The sequence below is a fragment of the Demequina mangrovi genome (assembly GCF_000759715.1).
In the GTDB taxonomy this organism is placed as follows: domain Bacteria; phylum Actinomycetota; class Actinomycetes; order Actinomycetales; family Demequinaceae; genus Demequina; species Demequina mangrovi.
The window spans coordinates 138,024-154,641 of the sequence record NZ_BBLU01000006.1 but is presented as its reverse complement, the minus strand read 5'-3'; the positions used below and the strand labels follow the sequence as shown (position 1 = coordinate 154,641).

Genomic DNA, 16,618 nt, shown 5'->3' with positions numbered 1-16,618 from the left:
AGGAGGGCCGCGCCCGCGGCCGGGAGGCGCGATGAGCGGAGCCGAGGCACCCACCCCGGACGTCGCGCGCGACCCGTCGACGCTGCCGGTCGAGGACGTGGTCCGCGCGCTCGGCAGCGACCCGGACGCGGGTCTCGCGGCCGTCGAGGCCGCCGCACGGCTCGATCGCGACGGCCCGAACCGCCTCGAGGCCGAGCGCCCCGTGCCCGCGTGGCGGCGGCTGCTGTCCCAGTTCGCGGACCCGCTGGTCTACCTGCTGCTCGCGGCCGCCGCGGTGTCCCTGGTCGCCTGGGCGGTCGAGGGAGCCGAGGGCGTCCCCTACGACGTCGTCGTGATCCTGGTGGTGGTGTTCGCGAACGCCGCGCTGGGCTTCATCCAGGAACGCCGCTCGGCGCAGGCGGTCGCGGCGCTGCAGCGGATGGCGGCCGCGAACGCGGCGGTGGTCCGCGACGGGGGCCTGGCACGCATATCGGCCTTCGACGTGGTCGTCGGCGACCTGCTCGTGCTCGCGGAGGGCGACGCGGTTCCCGCGGACGCGCGCCTGGTCGACGGCGCGCTGTGGTGCGCGGAGGCCCCCCTCACCGGCGAGAGCGCGCCCGTCGCGAAATCCCCCGAGGCGCTCTCCGAGCCCGCCGAGGTGGGCGACCGCGCCTGCATGGTCTTCGCGGGCACCGCCGTCACGCGCGGCGCCGGGCGGGCGGTGGTGACCGCGACCGCGATGGAGACCGAGATGGGTGAGGTCGCCCGCCTGCTGGGCGCGACCGAGTCGGATCCGACGCCCCTCGAGAGGGAGATCGCACGGCTGGGCCGCGTGCTCGGGCTCGCGGTGCTGGCCATCGCCGCGGTCGTGGTCGCCACCGTCATGCTCACGCGCGACGTCTCGACGCTCACCGACGCCGTGGACGTCCTGCTGCTCGGCGTCGCGCTCGCCGTCGCGGCGGTGCCCGAGGGCCTTCCGGCGATCATGTCGGTGGTGCTGGCGCTGGGAGTGCAGCGCATGGCGCGCCGCAACGCGATCGTCAAGGACCTGGCCTCGGTCGAGACCCTGGGGTCGGCCTCCGTGATCTGCTCGGACAAGACCGGCACGCTCACGCAGAACCGCATGGCGATCACGTCGCTGGTGACCGCGGACTGGGCCGGGCCACCGTCCGAGGCGACCCGGATCGCACGCGAGGCGGTCGCCTTCGGCGCGCTCGCCTCGGACGCGACGGTCGCGGCCGACGGCGGCTTCGAGGGCGACCCGACCGAGGTGGCCTTTCTCGCCGCCGAGCGCAGGCTCGAGGCGGAGGCGCTGCGCTCGGGCTTCGACCGCGTCGACGCGGTGGCCTTCAGCTCGGAGCGGCGCCGCATGTCGGTGCTCGCCGCCCATCCCGAGCGCGCCGACCTGCTGGCGGTCAAGGGCGCGCCGGACGTGGTGCTCGCACGCTGCACGCGGGTCCGCACGGAATCGGGCGACGTCGCCCTGACGGGCGCGCGGCTCACCGATCTGGAGGCCTCGATCGACGCGCTCGCCGGCGACGGCATGCGCACCCTCGCCGTCGCGATCAGGGAGGCCCCCGCATCGTCCGCCCGCGAGGAGCACGAGGCCGACCTCACGCTGCTCGGCGTGGTCGGGCTCGCCGACCCTCCCCGGGACGAGGCGCGTGCCGCGGTCGCCGAGGCCCAGGCCGCGGGCATCCGCGTCGTGATGATCACCGGCGACCACCCCCGCACGGCCACGGCGATCGCCGCGCAGCTGGGCATCGTCCCGCCGGGCGCATCGGCGCTGACCGGGGCGCGGCTGACCGCGATGGACGATGCGGCGCTCGCCTCCGCGGTGCGGGAGGTGTCCGTGTTCGCGCGCGTCGCGCCCGAGCACAAGCTGCGCATCGTCGACGCGCTCCAGGCGCACCGCGAGGTGGTCGCGATGACCGGCGACGGGGTCAACGACGCGCCCGCGCTGCGCTCGGCGGACATCGGCGTGGCCATGGGTCGCGGCGGCACCGAGGTCGCACGCGAGGCCGCGAACATGATCCTCACCGACGACGACTTCGCGACCATCGTCGAGGCGGTCCGCGAGGGGCGCGGGATCCTCGACAACATCACCCGCTTCCTGCGCTTCCTCATCGCCTCGAACCTGGGCGAGGTGCTGGCGGTCTTCCTCGGAGTCGTGCTCGCGGCCTGGCTGGGGCTGCGCGACGGCTCCGGCGCGGTGGTCGCTCCCTTGCTGGCCACGCAGATCCTGTGGATCAACCTGCTCACGGACCTCGGTCCGGCCCTCGCAGTGAGCGCCGAGCCGTACGCGGACGACCTCATGTCGCGTCGGCCACGCCGGCCCGGCACGGCGATCCTGGGGCCGCGCACCTGGGTGTGGATGGCCGTCACAGGCGCGGCGATGGCGGCGGTCACGCTGCTCACCTTCGACTTGTTCCTGCCGGGCGGGCTCGTCGAGGGCTCAGCGGACCTCGACACGGCCCGCACGGCCGCGTTCACGGTGCTGGTGATCGCGAACCTCACCGTCGCCTTCGCCGCGCGGTCGGAGACCACGAGCACCCTGCACCGGCTGTTCACCAACCCGTGGCTGTGGAGCGCGGTCGCGCTGTCGCTCGCGCTGCAGGTCGCGGTGGTGCATCTCCCGGTGCTCAACGACGCCTTCTCCACCGCGCCGCTCGACCTCGCGCAATGGGGCACGTGCGTGGCGATGGCGCTGGCGGTGCCGGTCAGCATCGAGGGGCTCAAGGCGGTGCTGAGGTCCCGAGACGCGCGGGTCGTGCGGCCGTAGGTTGGACACCGTGACGCACGAGAACCAGATGAAGGCCGCGATGGCGGAGGTCCCGGTCGAGGACCCGACCCGCACCGAGTACGAGAAGCTCAGCAACGACGAGTGGTTCAAGTACCGCGCCGGACCGGAGCTCGCGGACATGCAGCGCGCGACGCTCGCCCGCCTGCGCGACCTCAACGGCCGCTACTTCGAGGACCCCGAGGGCTCGACCGCGGCGCTGAGCGCGCTGGTCGGCGAGTGCGGCACGGGTCTCGACTTCCGGCCGCCGATCTACCTCGAGTACAAGGAGCGCGTGCGCTTCGGCGCGAACGTCTTCATCAACTCGAACCTCATGATCCTCGGCTCGGGCGTGGTGACCATCGGCGACAACGCCCTCATCGGCCCGGACGCGCGCTTCTACACCGTCAATCACGCCTTCGACGTGGACATCCGCCGCGAGGGCTGGGAGCGCGCCTTCCCCATCACGCTCGAGTCGGACGTGTGGCTGGGCGGGTCCGTGGTGATCTGCCCGGGCGTCACCATCGGCCGCGGCTCGGTGGTCGCGGCGGGCGCGGTGGTGACCAAGGACGTGCCGCCGATGAGCGTGGTCGCGGGCAACCCCGCGCGGGTCATCAAGACGCTGTAGCGCGCCGCGCGCGTCAGCCGCGCGCCATCGCGATCATGCCCTTGAGCGTGAGCCCTGCCTTGGTGCCGCCGTCGACCAGGATGTCGGTGCCGGTGAGGTAGCCGGGCCCGTCGGAGGCGCAGAAGGCGAGCACCTCGGCTACCTCCTCGGGCCGGCCGAAGCGCTTCAGCGCGGCGTAGTCGAGGAGCTTGCCCGAGCCCGAGGCCTCCTCGAGGCGCCCCATCGCGGTGTCGAAGCTCCCCGGCGAGACGGAGACGATGCGTGCGCGCTTCGCCCCGAAGGCGGCCGCCATCGCCCGGGAGTACCAGATCACGAACGACTTGCTGGTCGAGTACGCCTGTCCGGAGCGCATCTTCCTCGGGCCGCGGTTGACCCTGCGGTCGAGCCGCTCAGCGAAGGCGTCGAAGTCCGTGAGCGCGAGCCTGAAGGTCCGGGCCGGCTGGAGCGCCTTGGGCGTCATGTGTCCGGCGATCGACGCGACGTTGACCACCGCGAAGCCCTCTCCCGCGACCTCGAGCGCGGCCTCGACCACGTTGACGGTGCCGATCGCGTTGATCCGGGCGATCATCGAGGCGTCCCCCATGAGCGGGCTCACCCCGGCCGCGTGCACCACCGCGCGCAGCTCCCCGGTCGCGTTCCCGGTCGCGATCAGCGCGTCGACCGAGTCACGCGAGGTGATGTCGCACACCACCGCGGTGGCGTCGATCCCCTCGGAGCGCAGCTCCTCCACCGCGGAGTCGAGCCGATCCTGGCTCACATCGGCGATGACGACGGCGTGGTCGCGCCCCAGGATGCGCGCCGTCGCGAGGCCCATGCCTCCCGCTCCTCCGGTGATGATCGCGGTCTGCATGTCGGCTCCTTCGCCTCGGGGACGCGCGGCGGGGACCGCGCAGGCCACACGCTAGCGGCATCGTCCCTGCGTGCGAAGGGGTCGCGCGCATCGTCCTACCCTGAGGACGTGACCGACCTCCTGCCCACCCAGCGCGCGCTCACGCGCGAGGAGCTCGAGGCGATCCTCGCTCCGCTCGGGCGCGTGAGCGACTCGTGGCTCCTGTCGGGCGGGACGTTCTCCGCGGTGCAGGGGGTCGAGCTCGACGGCGGCGAGACCGTCGTGGTGAAGACCTCGGTGCCGGAGGCACGCGACGCCCGGGGCCGGTCGCGGCTGCTCGGCTACGAGCACGACATGCTCCGTGCCGAGCGCGATCATCTGCGCCTCGTCGCGCCCCTCGATGCCGTCCCCGCGCCGCGGGTGCTGCACGAGGACTTCTCGCGCGCCGTCGCCGATGTCGACGTGCTGGTGATGACGCTCGTGCCGGGCATGCCGTGGGACGACGCGACCGACGTCATGACGCCCGAGTCGAACGCCCGCGCACACCACCAGGTGGGCAAGATCCTCGCCGTTCTCGGCGGCGTCATCGGCGAGCGCTTCGGCCTCCCCGCGGACGGGTTCCGGCTGGGCGACCCGACCTGGCCGGGCTTCCTCGAGCGCCTCGTCGCCTCCGCGGTGGACGATGCGGCGGCCTGGGAGGTCGACATCGAGCCGGCGAGACTGCTCGCCGGGGTCGAGGCGGCGGCGGAGGCGCTCGCCGAGGTCTCGGCCCCCACGCTGGTGCATGCGGACCTGTGGCACGGCAACGTGCTGGTGGACCCCAACAACGGTGACGTCACGGGCGTGGTCGACTTCGAGCGCTCGCTGTTCGGGGACCCGCTGTGGGGGCTCGCGGGCGGCGAGACGCACTCCTCGGGGCCGTTCGAGGCGGCCAAGGTCGCCGGCTACGAGGCCGCGACCGGCCGCCCGCTGCGCCTGGACCGCTCCGCGGAGCTGCGTGTCGCGCTGTACCGGCTGTGGTCGATGGCGGTGCAGCTCACGGAGATCGGTCCGCGGGGCTTCGAGGGCGGCTGGCTCGACGGGCATCGTGCGTCGATCCGCGCGAACCGCGCGCGGCTCCACGCGATCCTCGGGGTCTGAGCGGGTGCGGCCGGCGCGCGCTACTGGTGCTCGAGGTACTCGATCACCCGGTCGGCGACCTCGGGCCAGCCCGAGTCGAGGGTGAGGGAGTGCCCCCGGTCGAAGAACTCGACGAAGTCGGTGGGGCTCGGGTTGCGGCTCTGGATCCGGAAGGTCGAGGACGAGATCACCGGCGGCACCAGGCGGTCGCGGGCCGCGCTCACCACGAGCATCGGCCCGCGGTCGGGGTTGATGGTGTCGACTGATGCGGCGGAGCGCTGCTCGCGACGGGCGCGCGCGACCTCGAAGACCGCCGTCCCCGATCCGGGCACGTGCGAGGTCTCCCAGAGCTCCCGCGCCTCCTCCACGCCGAGCGTGTTCGCCCACGCGTAGCGGTACTCGGGATACGCGAAGCGGATCGCGCGCTCGCGGTTGGCCGGGTCTTTGAGCACGGGCGCGGCGGCGACGAGCATGAGCTCGGGGGCCTGCACCGAGCCCTTCATCGGCGCGGGCGTGATCGCGACGGTCGCCCGCACGCGCCCGGTGCCGGCGAGCTGCTGCGCCACGAGCGCGCCGAAGCAGTGACCGATGACCATCGGCGGGCGGTCGAGCGCGTCGACCACGCGGGTCGCGGCGGCGCGCATGTCGCGCAGGCTCACCCCGGCCGCCGCATCCGGGTCCGCGAGCGCCTCGGCCACCGATGCCGGCTCGTGCGGCCACGGGACGGCGACGGATGGGAAGCCCCGCTCGGCGAGCATCGTGCGCCAGGGATCCCATGAGCCTGCGAGGGTCCACAGATCGTGCAACAGCACCACGGCGGGGCCGTCCGCCGCGTTCGCGGCGTCGACCTGCTCCCGCTCCAGCGGCGTGAGTGATGGCGTCTGCATCGCTCCTTCGACACTATCGGTGACGAGGCTTACGGCGCGCGACGAGACCTTGCGTCGTCCCACCGTCGCGCTACGGTGAGCTCAGGATCAAGAAGCCCGGCGCCAAGCCCTTCAGCTCGCCGGCTGGCAACCGCGTTCCCGACACGGTGCCCCTGAAGGAAGATCCGCCGCGTGCCGACCGGCCCGCGGAAGCACGGACGACTGGAGCACCCATGTCTCATCTCACGTACCCGCGATGCGCCCTCAGCAGCCCGGGCCACTCGCCCCACTTCATCCAGGTCAAGCGTGCGCTGCACCGCGGACCGCACCGGCGGCTCGAGATCCTGGAGGTCACCCCGACCGGAGTCGTCGTCGCGGGCGACGGGTCAGCGGCGACCTGGCGCCTCCACCCACGGGGACGCGAGCACGTGAGCGCCGCGCTCGCGCGCGGGCTCACGCACCTGCACGACCAGGGCACGGCGCTGGCCGTCGTGGGCGGCGTCGCGATCTCCTACTGCGCGGACGATGCCAGGTGGCTGGAGTGCGCGTCCACGGACGTAAACCTCGGCGGGCCGGTGGGCCACTTCCGCTTCGACGGCTACGGCAGACGGGTCGGCTGCGCCGACGAGGCGCTCGACCTCGCCGCCTCTCCTGCCAACACCGGGACGTGGATGATCGTGTGACGTGGCGCGGCTCGCGCTCACGCCCCCGCGAGCGCGAGCCGCTCCTCGCCGTCCCGCAGGATCACGGCCGTGACGGTGCCGGGACCGCCGTGGAGGTGCTCGAAGGCCGCGTTGTAGCAGGCGAGCCACACCGAGGTCGCCCAGGCGACCTCGCGCTCGTCCGCGGTGAAGGCACGTCCGCGGGCGTCCTCGTAGGCCTTGATGACGCGCGCACCCGTCGCGACGTCCGCCGCGGCCCCGGCGTCGGGGGCGGCCGGATGGTCGAGCGCGAGCGTGCCGGCCAGCACCGCCTCGGGACGCACCGCGACCGAGTCCCAGTCGTGCACGATCGGCCGGTCGCCCACCCAGCGCACGTTGAGCGCGTTGAGATCGCTGTGCCCCAGCACGCTCGACAGGGCGCTCGCCCGCAGCCGCGCGCGGGCGGCGCGGGCCATCGCCGCGAGCGCGGGCGGGAGGTCCGCCTCGATCCGGTGCGGGTCCCAGCGGTCCGAGGCAGCGGGCGGCCACACGCGGTCCTCGTCGTCGTGGTCGTACCAGAGCCATGGCGGCGGGGTCAGCCCCGCGGCGTCCACGTCCGCGAGAGCGCGGACCAGCGATGCGAGCAGGCCCGCGAACAGCACCGGCGCGTCCCCCTCGGGCGAGAAGGCGCCCTCGGGCCGCCAGTCCTCGGCGGTGAGCCACGCATCGTCCGCGCCGCCTCTCTCACCGCCGAGCGCATCCGGCCCCGCGAGGAGGGCGGGGGTGTCGATCCCGGCGGCCGCCGCCGCACGATGCGCGGCGCACGCGATCGCGAGCCGTGCTCCCCCGCCGCGTCGCTTCACGGCGACCGACCTGCCGTCGGCGAGCCGCACGCCCCACACCTCGGACATCGAGGAGGCCTCGAAGAACTCGCCCTCAGGCGCCGACCCCAGGCGCGAGGCGACCCAGTCGGCGACCGGCGCGTCGAGCGTCATGCTCCGACCGTAGCGTCAGCGCGGATACGCCGCGATCACCGCGCCGTAGGGACCCAGGTAGGACGTCGGAAGCGTGCCGCCCGACACCCACAGCTGGGAGATCTGCCCGTCGAGGTAGAGCGCGTCCTCGACGCCGAGCTCGTCGCGGAACATCGTCGCGAAGTCCCACAGGTTGACGTACGAGCGGGTGATGACCAGGTAGACGGTCCCCCCGTCGGGGCTCACCCCGACGCCGGTGCGGAGCGCGGTGTTGGTCGACCCCTCGGTGAAGTCGGGGTGGACCTCGCCGTCGAGGAGCAGCGCGGGCCCCGACTGCGTCGCCTGCATCACCCCGTCGGGCTCGTAGAGCGTCGAGTCGACGATGGCCGCGGTGCCGTCCTCGAGGATCTCGAAGACCGCGTTGGGCTTGAGGTGGAAGTTGCCGTACCCGTCGGAGAGGTTGAGCGAGCGCAGCTCCTCGCCGTCGGCGACCGTGAGCCCGCCGGGAGTGAGGTCGTCCGAGAAGATCCCCGCGTTGGTGAGCACCGCGATCCCGGGATGCGCGTCGATGTACTCCTCGAGGTCGGTGCCGTCCTCGTCCTGCGGCCAGTCGACGCGGACGTCCCAGTCCGCGAGGTCGAGCGTCGCCACGCCGTACGAGCCGTGCTCGCCCAGGTCGATCACCTGCGTGGGCACCTCGACCGCGTCGGCATCGTCGACGTCCTCGGTGGGCGCGGACGATGCGGTGCTCTCGGTCGGCGCCGCGCTCGCGGCGGTCTCGGCCGCGCTCGAGGCCGGGAGGTCCTCGCCGATCGTGCTGAGGAGCGAGCAGCCGGCGAGCGAGACGGCCGCGACAGCGGCGAGGAGGGCGGTGCGCACGCACCGAGGCTAACCGAGGGAAGCGCACAGGCCCGCCAACCGTTGTCACACCGGACCCGAACCCCACCGCCGAGGAGCACCCGTGACCGACAACCCCGCCGCCGCACCCCGTCCCCTGGTCGTCGCCGTCCTCGGCACGGGCATCATGGGCGCGGCGATGGCGCGCAACCTCGTGCGCGCCGGCCACGCCGTACGCGTGTGGAACCGCACCCACGCGACCGCGGCCGCGATGCTCGCCGACGGCGCGACGGTGACGACGACCCCTGCCGAGGCCGTCCACGAGGCCGACGCCGTCCTCACGATGCTCCACGACGGCCCCGTGGTGCTCGACGTCATCCGCCAGGCCGCTCCCGGCCTGCGGCCCGGCACGCTGTGGCTGCAGCAGTCGACCGTGGGGCTCGAGGCGATGCCCGAGCTCGCGTCTGTCGCGGACGAGCTGGGCCTCGTCCTTGTCGATGCGCCCGTGCTGGGCACGCGCGAGCCGGCCGAGGCCGGCGAGCTGACCGTGATGGCGGCCGGTCCGCTGGAGGTCCGCGAGACGGCGATGACGGTCTTCGACTCCTTCGCGACGCGCACCCTCTGGACGGGGGACGATGCGGCCGACGGCTCGGCGCAGCGCCTCAAGCTGGTCGCCAACAGCTGGGTGATCGCGGTCAACAACGCCGCGGGCGAGACGCTCTCCCTAGCCCGGGGACTCGGTCTCGATCCGCGCACGTTCCTCGACCTCGTCGAGGGCGGCCCGCTCGACATGGGCTACCTGCGCGCCAAGTCCGCGCTGATCCTCGAGGACCGGCTCGAGGACACGAGCGTCGGCGCCGCGGTCGCGGCGAAGGACGCGGCGCTCATCTCCGACGCCGCCCGGTCCGCCGGGGTGCACGTCGACGCCTTCGACGGCGCGCGCTCGCGCCTCGACCGCGTGGTCGCGGCGGGGCATGGCTCCGAGGACATGGCCGCGGCGGTCCGGGCCTCGTCCCTGGGCTGATCCGCGGGACGGGAGCCATACCCGCTGGGCCCGCTTCGCCGACGGGCGCGGCCCGGGGTTAGCGTGGCGAGGTGAGCACGGCGACCATCCACCGCGCGTCCCCCGCGGACGCGGCGCGCGTCGCCCGGCTGCTGCACGAGTTCAACGTCGCGTACGACACCCCCTCCCCCGGCCCGCGCGTGCTCGAGGAGCGGCTGCTCGAGCTCCTGGCGGGCGCCGGCACGGACGCCTTCCTCGCGGGGAGCCCGGCGATCGGGGTCGCGCTGGTGACCTACCGGACCAACGTGTGGTGGGACGGCCCGGTGGCCCTGCTCGACGAGCTGTACGTGCGGGCGGGCTCCCGCGGCCGCGGGATCGGTGCGGCGCTCGTCGGGGCCGTCGTCGCTCGTGCCCGTGAGCGCGAGGTCGAGCTGCTCGAGGTCAACGTCGACGAGGGCGACGTGGACGCGCTCCGCTTCTACGAGCGGGAGGGCTTCGCGGTGCTCCAGCCGGACACGGACGAGCGCGCGCTCTACCTCAGCCGCGAGCTGCCCGCCTCACCACCCGAGTCCGAGTAGCGGGGCGCCGAGCACCACCGCCCCGGCGACCAGCAGCGTGGCGAGGCCGAGGACCGCCCACCTCGGGAGCCATGCTCTCCGCGCGAGGGGCACTACCGGGACGAGGAGCGCGAGGGTCGCAAGCATCGGCGCGGCGTACACGACAGCGTCCGTGGGATCCGCCGCCACGTACGAGACCAGCAAGGCGAGCGTGAGCGCCGCGAGGGCTCCGTAGCCCCACCATGGCGAGAGGATCCGCCCGAGGCGCAGCCGGACCACGCCGCGGACGGCGAGGAAGACGCCGAGCACGGCGACGAGCACCATCGTCATGAGCAGCGCGCCGAGGACGTACGCCAGCACCACCCAACCCGCGTCGCGTCCATCGGCCACCCGGGGCAGGATCAGGACGCCGCCCGCCCACCACGACGCTCCCGAGGCGACGACCAGGCCGAGGACGAGCACGACGGCCTGGGAGCCGAGCCCCGGTTCGCGCCGTTCCCGGACGGATGGGGAGTCCTGTGCGACGCTCATGCCACGCATCGTCGCCTACCCAGGCACGATGCGTCCAGGACCGACGCGCGCTCTACCTCTGCCGCGAGCTCGGCTGAGCGCCGCGCGCGGTGTCAGCCGTCGCGTCCGCGTCGGCGTCGTGCGGCATCCGCCTCGCGACCTCGATCGCGAGGAACGCTCCGCCCGCGCCGCCGAGCAGGACCGTGATCGGGACCACCCAGGCCGGGACGCGCCCGCCTGCGAGCACCGCGACGGCGAGCGCCGCGGCGATCACCACACCGAGAGCACCGCGCACGGCAGGGACGATGATCCGGAAGCCTCGCGAGCGCGCGATCGCGGCCAGCACCAGCCCCGATGCCCCGAGCACCACCGCGCACGCGAGCGCCACGACGCCCACCCATGACAGCACCGTCACCATCGCCGCTCCCCTCAGCTGCCCGGAGCCTAGCGGCGCATCGTCCCTGCGTCACCCCTGCCTACGAGGGGAGACGGGACGCTTCGCTAGAGGACGTGCGCGAGGAAGTCGCGGGTGCGGTCCTGCGTCGGCCCGTCGATCACCTGGGCGGCCGGCCCCTCCTCGACCACGACGCCCTCGTCCATGAAGACCACATGGTCCGCGACCTCACGGGCGAAGCCGATCTCGTGGGTCACCACGACCATCGTCATGCCGCCCGCGGCCAGATCCTTCATCACGGCGAGCACCTCGCCCACGAGCTCGGGGTCGAGGGCCGAGGTTGGCTCGTCGAAGAGCATGAGCTCGGGGTCCATCGCGAGCGCGCGGGCGATCGCGACGCGCTGCTGCTGGCCTCCCGACAGCTGCGCCGGGTAATGGTCCATGCGGTCGCCCAGGCCCACGCGCTCGAGCAGCTCGACGGACTTGGCCTTCGCCTGCGCCTTCGAACGCTTGAGCACCTGGATCTGCGCCTCCATCACGTTCTCGAGCGCCGTCATGTGCGGGAACAGGTGGAAGCGCTGGAACACCATGCCGATGCGCGAGCGCTGCTTCGCGATGTCGCTCGGGTGGAGGCGATGCAGCGTGCCCGCCTCGTCCTCGCGGTAGCCGAGCAGCTCGCCGTCGATCCGCACCGAGCCGCCCGTGAGCTGCTCGAGCTCGTTGAGGCAGCGCAGGAGCGTCGACTTGCCCGAGCCGGACGGCCCGAGCACCACGCACACCTCGCCGGGCTGGACCACGAGGTCCACGCCGCGGAGCACATGCAGGTCGCCGAACATCTTGTGCGCCGCGCGCACGTCCACCATCGGGGTCACGGGGTCACCTCCAGGAAGGGGTCGTCCTTGGCCGTGCCGGACGCCTTGATCGCGGCCTGGCGGCCGAAGCGGGGGCGTCGAGGGCCGGTGCGCCGGGGACGCTCGGTCCCGGTGCCGCGGCCGTAGTACCGCTCGAGGTAGCTCTGGCCCACCATGAAGATCGACGTGATGAGCAGGTACCAGAACGCGCTCACGATGAGCAGCGGGATCGGCTCGAACAGCCGGTTGCCGATCGCGTTGGTCGCGTACGTGAGGTCCAGCGTGAAGGGCACCGCGAGCACCAGCGAGGTGGTCTTGAGCATCGAGATGGTCTCGTTGCCGGTGGGCGGCACGATGACGCGCATCGCCTGCGGGATGACGATGCGGCGCAGGATCCGCGACTCCTTCATCCCGAGCGCGCGGGCGGCCTCCTCCTGACCGGGGTCCACCGACCCGAGGCCGGCGCGGACGATCTCCGCGAGGTACGCCGCCTCGTTGAGCCCGAGGCCCAGCAGCGCGGCCCAGAAGGCCGTGATGACCACGTCGGTCTGGAAGGTGACGAACTCAGGCCCGAAGGGGATGCCGATCGACAGCGTCGGGTAGAGCACCGAGATGAGGCCCCAGAACACCAGCTGCGTGTAGATCGGGGTGCCGCGGAACAGCCAGATGTAGAACCAGCTGACCGAGCGCAGCACCGGGTTGTCCGAGCGCCGCATGATCGCCAGGATCACCGCGAGCACCACGCCGATCACCATCGACCCGAAGGTGAGGATGAGCGTCCAGCCGACGCCGCGGATCACGGTGACGTCGCGCAGGTACAGCCAGAAGATGTCCCAGCGGAACTTCGGGTTGGTCACCAGCCCGTGCACCGCCATCGCGGCGAGGACCACGACGATGACGGCCGCGACCCAGCGTCCCGGACGCGGGACGGGGCGGGCGTGGATGCGGTTGGGGACCGGGTCGGTGGACGATGCGGTGGTCATGCGGGCACCTCTCAGGCCGGGCGTCGCGCCGGGGGTCAGGCCGGGTTGACCTCGGCGGTGGTGAGCATGCCGTCGGCGGCGCCCCACGCGTCGAGGATCGACTTCAGCGTGCCATCGTCCATGAGGCCCTGCAGGGCGAGGGCGATCGCGTCGGTGACCTCGGAGCCCTGCGCGGTGACGATGCCCTGCGGCGCGGTCGCGAAGGACTCGCCCAGCTGCTCGAGCTTGTCGCCGGTCTGGGTGACGGCGTAGCCGATGATCGGCGAGTCGGCGAAGAGGACGTCGGCCTTGCCGCCCACGACGTTGGTCGCGGCGTCGGCGTTCGAGTCGTACGTGAGGATCTCGAGGGCGTCCTTGCCGGCGGCCTCGCAGTCGGCGGCCATCTGGTTCGCCTCGTCCTGCTGGATGGTGCCGGTCTGGAGCGCGACGGTGGCGCCGCAGAGGTCGTCGGCGTCGATGCCGGCGGGGTTGCCCGCGGCGACGGCGAAAGCCTCTCCCACCGAGAGGTACGAGGTCATGTCGGCGACCTCGACGCGCTCGGGCGTGACGGTGAAGGAGCTGATGCCCGCGTCGTACTTGGTGCCGATGCCGGGGATGATCCCGTCGAAGGCCGCCGACTCGATCGCGACCTCGAGGCCGAGCGAGGCCGCGAGCGCGGTCGCGATCTCGACGTCGTAGCCGATCGGGGTCTGGCCGTCGACGTCGAGGAACTCGGCCGGGGCGTACGAGGTCTCCATGCCCACGCGCAGGGTGCCGCGCTCGGCGATGTCGGCCGGGAGGAGCGCGGCGGCGTCCTCGTTGACGGCGACGGTGCTCGCGTTGAAGGCCTCTTCGGCAGTTCCGGCGGTCGAGCCCGTGGTGCCGGTCGGCTCCTGCGAGGCGTAGGTGCAGCCGGTGAGGGCGAGGGCGGCGGTGGCCGCGATCGCGACGAGGGCAGGCGTGCGCATAGGGGTGCTCCTTTGATGAGGGGGGTGCATGTGCCGGGCCCGATCGGGGACTCCGCGGGGACTCTCGCGGCGTGGCCATGCATCGCTATGCATCATTATGCATGAGTCCGAATGGTCCGAAGCACACCACAGGTCCCGGGCCCGCCTAGACTCGTCTCCATGTCCGACGGCCATAGTCCCGAGCGCCGGCACGCGGCCCCCGAGCCGCGCCAGGCGCCAGCCCCCGTCCACCACGCCCGCGAGGGAGCCCGCCGATGACCGAGGCATGGCTGCTCCTGCTCCTCGCGATCGTGCTCATCGGCGTCAACGCGCTGTTCGTCGCCGCCGAGTTCGCCTTCGTCACCGTCGACCGGCCCACGGTCGACCGCGCCGCCGAGGCCGGCGACCGCCGCGCATCGTCCCTCCAGAAGGGGCTGCGCAAGCTGTCGACCGAGCTCTCGGGCGCGCAGCTGGGCATCACGGTCTCGTCGCTGATGGTCGGCTTCATCGCGGAGCCGTCGATCGCGACGCTCGTGCGCGTGCCGCTCGAGAGCCTCGGTCTGCCCGAGTCCTCGGCGCTCGGCGTCTCGCTCGCGCTGGCCTTCCTTCTCGCGACCGGCACCCAGATGGTCTTCGGCGAGCTGGTGCCCAAGAACTGGGCCATCGCCGAGCCGCTGCGCGTCGGACGCGCAGTCGCCGGCGCCCAGCGGGGCTTCACCTGGTTCGCCGGGCCGCTCATCCACGTCCTCAACGGCGCCGCGAACCGCATCGTCCGCGCGTTCGGGATGGAGCCGCGCGAGGAGCTGGCGTCGGCGCGGTCGGCGCGGGAGCTCCAGTCCCTCGCGGAGCGCTCCGCCGAGCAGGGCACCCTCGAGCCGCGGGTCGCCCGCCGCCTCGCGCGCGCCGCCGAGCTCAAGGAGCGCACGGCCTCCGACGCGATGACCCCGCGCACCCGCGTGCACTTCCTCGCCGCCACGGACTCTGTCGCGGACCTCCTGGTCCTCGCGTCGCGCACGGGCCACGCCCGCTTCCCCGTCACAGGCGAGGACGTCGATGAGATCGTGGGCGTCGCGCACTTCAAGCGTGCGCTCGCGGTGCCGGCGCGCGCCCGCAAGGACACGCCGGTGTCCGCGATCGGCCTGCCGGTGACCTCGGTGCCGTCGACCATGCCCCTCACCTCGGTGCTCGCCGCGCTGCGCGAGGGCTCCCAGGTCGCGGTCGTGGTCGACGAGTACGGCGGCACCGACGGCATCGTCACCCTCGAGGACCTGGTCGAGGAGATCGTCGGCGAGATCGAGGACGAGCAGGACCGTCCCGTGAGCCGCCACCGCCGCCTGCGCGACGGCCGCTGGTCGCTGTCCGGGCTGCTGCGCCCGGACGAGGCGGGCGAGGTCATGGGCCTCGAGCTGCCCGAGGCCCGCGAGTCCGACACGCTGGGCGGGCTGCTCACCGAGCGGCTCGAGCGCTTCCCGCACGTGGGCGACACCGTCGACCTCGACGCTCGCGACGAGTCCGTCCGCGACGAGGACGGCATCGCGACGCCGGTGATCGCGCGCGTCCGTGTGACGCGCGTCGACGGTCACCGCGTGGACCGCGTGGTCGTCGAGGCGGTGCCGGTCCGGTCCGATGACGAATCCGGGCCCGATGCGCCCGGATCCGGTGCGTCCGATGCCGAGGAGGCCGACCGATGAACGACTACGCCGCCCTCGGCATCGCCGTCCTGCTGCTGCTCGGCAACGCCTTCTTCGTGGGGGCCGAGTTCGCTCTCATCTCCGCGCGCCGCACCCAGATCGAGCCTCGCGCGGCGGCCGGCTCCCGCTCGGCGCGGCTCACGCTGCGCGCGATGGAGCACGTCTCGCTCATGATGGCCGGCGCGCAGCTGGGCATCACGGCCTGCTCGCTGGGCCTCGGTGCGATCGCCGAGCCTGCCGTCGCGCATCAGCTCGAGAAGCCGCTCGCGGCGATCGGGATCGAGGGCGCGCTGCTCCACGGCATCGCCTTCACCATCGCGCTCATCATCGTGGTGGCGCTGCACATGGTGCTCGGCGAGATGGTGCCCAAGAACATCGCGATCGCGGGGCCGGAACGCTCCGCCATGGCGCTGGGACCCGTCCTCTACGGCATCGTGTGGGTGCTCAAGCCGCTGATCTGGCTGCTCAACCAGTCCGCGAACCTGGTGCTCCGCCTCGCGCGCATCCAGCCGCAGGACGAGGTCTCGTCGACCTTCCACGCCGAGGAGGTCGAGGGCTTCCTCGCGCAGTCGCGCTCCGAGGGGCTGCTCGACGAGCACGAGCACCAGGTGCTCTCCGGCTCGCTCACCCTCAGCTTCGAGACGGTGCGGGACGTGATGACGCCGGTCGAGACGCTCGTGACGCTGCCCGTCGACGTCACCCCGCAGCGGGCGCAGAAGGAGTGCGTGCGCACCGGCTTCTCGCGCTTCCCGGTGGTGGCCGCCGACGGCTCGTACGCGGGCTACCTCCACCTCAAGGACTTCGCGTCGGTGCCGCGCGGCGGCGCGACCCGGCCGATCCCGGACGATGCGATCCGCCCGCTCACCTCCATCTCCCCCGACGCGTCGCTCGAGGAGGCGCTCGCCGCGATGCAGTCGCGGGGCACGCACCTCGCGCTGGTGCGCGCTCCGGGCTCGGACGAGGTGCTCGGTGCGGCGATGCTCGAGGACGTCATCGAGCGGCTCGTGGGCGAGGTGGCGGACGCGGCGCAGGCCGTCGAGGCGTGACGTTG

General features: G+C 73.1%; 17 protein-coding genes and 1 riboswitch. Of the genes, 8 read left to right on the top strand and 9 right to left on the bottom strand.

All coding sequences use genetic code 11. From position 1 onward, the window contains the following. Nucleotides 1-31 precede the first annotated feature (31 nt). Both TR42_RS07395 and TR42_RS07390 read left to right on the top strand, forming a co-directional pair. Nucleotides 32-2,761, top strand: a complete 2,730-nt coding sequence (locus TR42_RS07395; RefSeq protein ID WP_042214474.1) for a cation-translocating P-type ATPase — start codon at nucleotides 32-34, stop codon at nucleotides 2,759-2,761. Nucleotides 2,762-2,771: 10 nt separating this feature from the next. After that, entirely contained in the window at nucleotides 2,772-3,386 is a 615-nt protein-coding gene (locus tag TR42_RS07390) for a sugar O-acetyltransferase (RefSeq protein WP_236623389.1), read from the top strand. A 13-nt stretch (nucleotides 3,387-3,399) separates the two neighbouring features. Here the strand turns inward: TR42_RS07390 and TR42_RS07385 are convergent, their stop codons facing one another. Then, a complete protein-coding gene (locus TR42_RS07385; RefSeq protein WP_042214471.1) occupies nucleotides 3,400-4,236 on the bottom strand; it encodes an SDR family oxidoreductase in 837 nt (278 codons plus the stop codon). Nucleotides 4,237-4,344: 108 nt separating this feature from the next. Between TR42_RS07385 and TR42_RS07380 the strand changes: the two genes are divergently transcribed. Next, on the top strand, nucleotides 4,345-5,355 hold the full coding sequence (locus tag TR42_RS07380; protein WP_042214470.1) for a phosphotransferase family protein: 1,011 nt from the start codon (nucleotides 4,345-4,347) through the stop codon (nucleotides 5,353-5,355). 20 nt (nucleotides 5,356-5,375) lie between these two features. Here the strand turns inward: TR42_RS07380 and TR42_RS07375 are convergent, their stop codons facing one another. After that, nucleotides 5,376-6,221, bottom strand: coding sequence for an alpha/beta hydrolase (locus TR42_RS07375; protein ID WP_042214468.1), 846 nt, complete (start codon nucleotides 6,219-6,221; stop codon nucleotides 5,376-5,378). 85 nt (nucleotides 6,222-6,306) lie between these two features. Beyond that, a riboswitch (SAM riboswitch) is annotated at nucleotides 6,307-6,421 on the top strand. Between the two features lie 12 nt (nucleotides 6,422-6,433). On the opposite strand from TR42_RS07375, the gene TR42_RS07370 reads away from it, so the two are divergent. Beyond that, nucleotides 6,434-6,883, top strand: a complete 450-nt coding sequence (locus TR42_RS07370; protein ID WP_042214466.1) for a hypothetical protein — start codon at nucleotides 6,434-6,436, stop codon at nucleotides 6,881-6,883. Between the two features lie 17 nt (nucleotides 6,884-6,900). Here TR42_RS07370 and TR42_RS07365 read toward each other — a convergent pair whose 3' ends face one another. Both TR42_RS07365 and TR42_RS14260 read right to left on the bottom strand, forming a co-directional pair. Then, nucleotides 6,901-7,836 (bottom strand): phosphotransferase, encoded by a 936-nt coding sequence (locus tag TR42_RS07365; protein ID WP_052405770.1) that lies wholly within the window; start codon nucleotides 7,834-7,836, stop codon nucleotides 6,901-6,903. Nucleotides 7,837-7,851: 15 nt separating this feature from the next. Continuing rightward, nucleotides 7,852-8,694: a phosphodiester glycosidase family protein gene (locus tag TR42_RS14260; protein ID WP_052405768.1), complete on the bottom strand. Its 843-nt coding sequence runs from the start codon at nucleotides 8,692-8,694 to the stop codon at nucleotides 7,852-7,854. Between the two features lie 82 nt (nucleotides 8,695-8,776). Here TR42_RS14260 and TR42_RS07355 point away from each other — a divergent pair, with 82 nt between their 5' ends. Together TR42_RS07355 and TR42_RS07350 are read left to right on the top strand one after the other, a co-directional pair. Continuing rightward, nucleotides 8,777-9,676 carry an NAD(P)-dependent oxidoreductase gene (locus TR42_RS07355; protein ID WP_074789366.1) on the top strand — a complete coding sequence of 300 codons (900 nt, stop codon included), beginning with the start codon at nucleotides 8,777-8,779 and terminating at the stop codon, nucleotides 9,674-9,676. A gap of 71 nt (nucleotides 9,677-9,747) precedes the next feature. After that, entirely contained in the window at nucleotides 9,748-10,233 is a 486-nt protein-coding gene (locus tag TR42_RS07350; protein WP_042214464.1) for a GNAT family N-acetyltransferase, read from the top strand. Here the strand turns inward: TR42_RS07350 and TR42_RS07345 are convergent. From TR42_RS07345 to TR42_RS07325, 5 genes are all read right to left on the bottom strand, one after another. After that, on the bottom strand, nucleotides 10,213-10,743 hold the full coding sequence (locus TR42_RS07345) for a hypothetical protein (protein ID WP_042214462.1): 531 nt from the start codon (nucleotides 10,741-10,743) through the stop codon (nucleotides 10,213-10,215). The two genes, TR42_RS07350 and TR42_RS07345, sit on opposite strands and share 21 nt — an antisense overlap. A gap of 52 nt (nucleotides 10,744-10,795) precedes the next feature. Next, on the bottom strand, nucleotides 10,796-11,140 hold the full coding sequence (locus TR42_RS07340) for a hypothetical protein (protein WP_042214460.1): 345 nt from the start codon (nucleotides 11,138-11,140) through the stop codon (nucleotides 10,796-10,798). A gap of 83 nt (nucleotides 11,141-11,223) precedes the next feature. Further along, nucleotides 11,224-11,979 carry an amino acid ABC transporter ATP-binding protein gene (locus tag TR42_RS07335; RefSeq protein WP_042214596.1) on the bottom strand — a complete coding sequence of 252 codons (756 nt, stop codon included), beginning with the start codon at nucleotides 11,977-11,979 and terminating at the stop codon, nucleotides 11,224-11,226. Between the two features lie 5 nt (nucleotides 11,980-11,984). Next, nucleotides 11,985-12,950: an amino acid ABC transporter permease gene (locus TR42_RS07330; RefSeq protein ID WP_042214459.1), complete on the bottom strand. Its 966-nt coding sequence runs from the start codon at nucleotides 12,948-12,950 to the stop codon at nucleotides 11,985-11,987. Nucleotides 12,951-12,985: 35 nt separating this feature from the next. After that, nucleotides 12,986-13,897, bottom strand: a complete 912-nt coding sequence (locus TR42_RS07325) for an ABC transporter substrate-binding protein (RefSeq protein WP_052405766.1) — start codon at nucleotides 13,895-13,897, stop codon at nucleotides 12,986-12,988. A gap of 254 nt (nucleotides 13,898-14,151) precedes the next feature. Between TR42_RS07325 and TR42_RS07320 the strand changes: the two genes are divergently transcribed. Next, nucleotides 14,152-15,567 carry a hemolysin family protein gene (locus TR42_RS07320; RefSeq protein ID WP_042214455.1) on the top strand — a complete coding sequence of 472 codons (1,416 nt, stop codon included), beginning with the start codon at nucleotides 14,152-14,154 and terminating at the stop codon, nucleotides 15,565-15,567. Next, entirely contained in the window at nucleotides 15,564-16,613 is a 1,050-nt protein-coding gene (locus TR42_RS07315) for a hemolysin family protein (protein ID WP_042214452.1), read from the top strand. The genes TR42_RS07320 and TR42_RS07315 overlap by 4 nt, the downstream gene beginning before the upstream one ends. The last annotated feature ends 5 nt before the right edge of the window (nucleotides 16,614-16,618 follow it).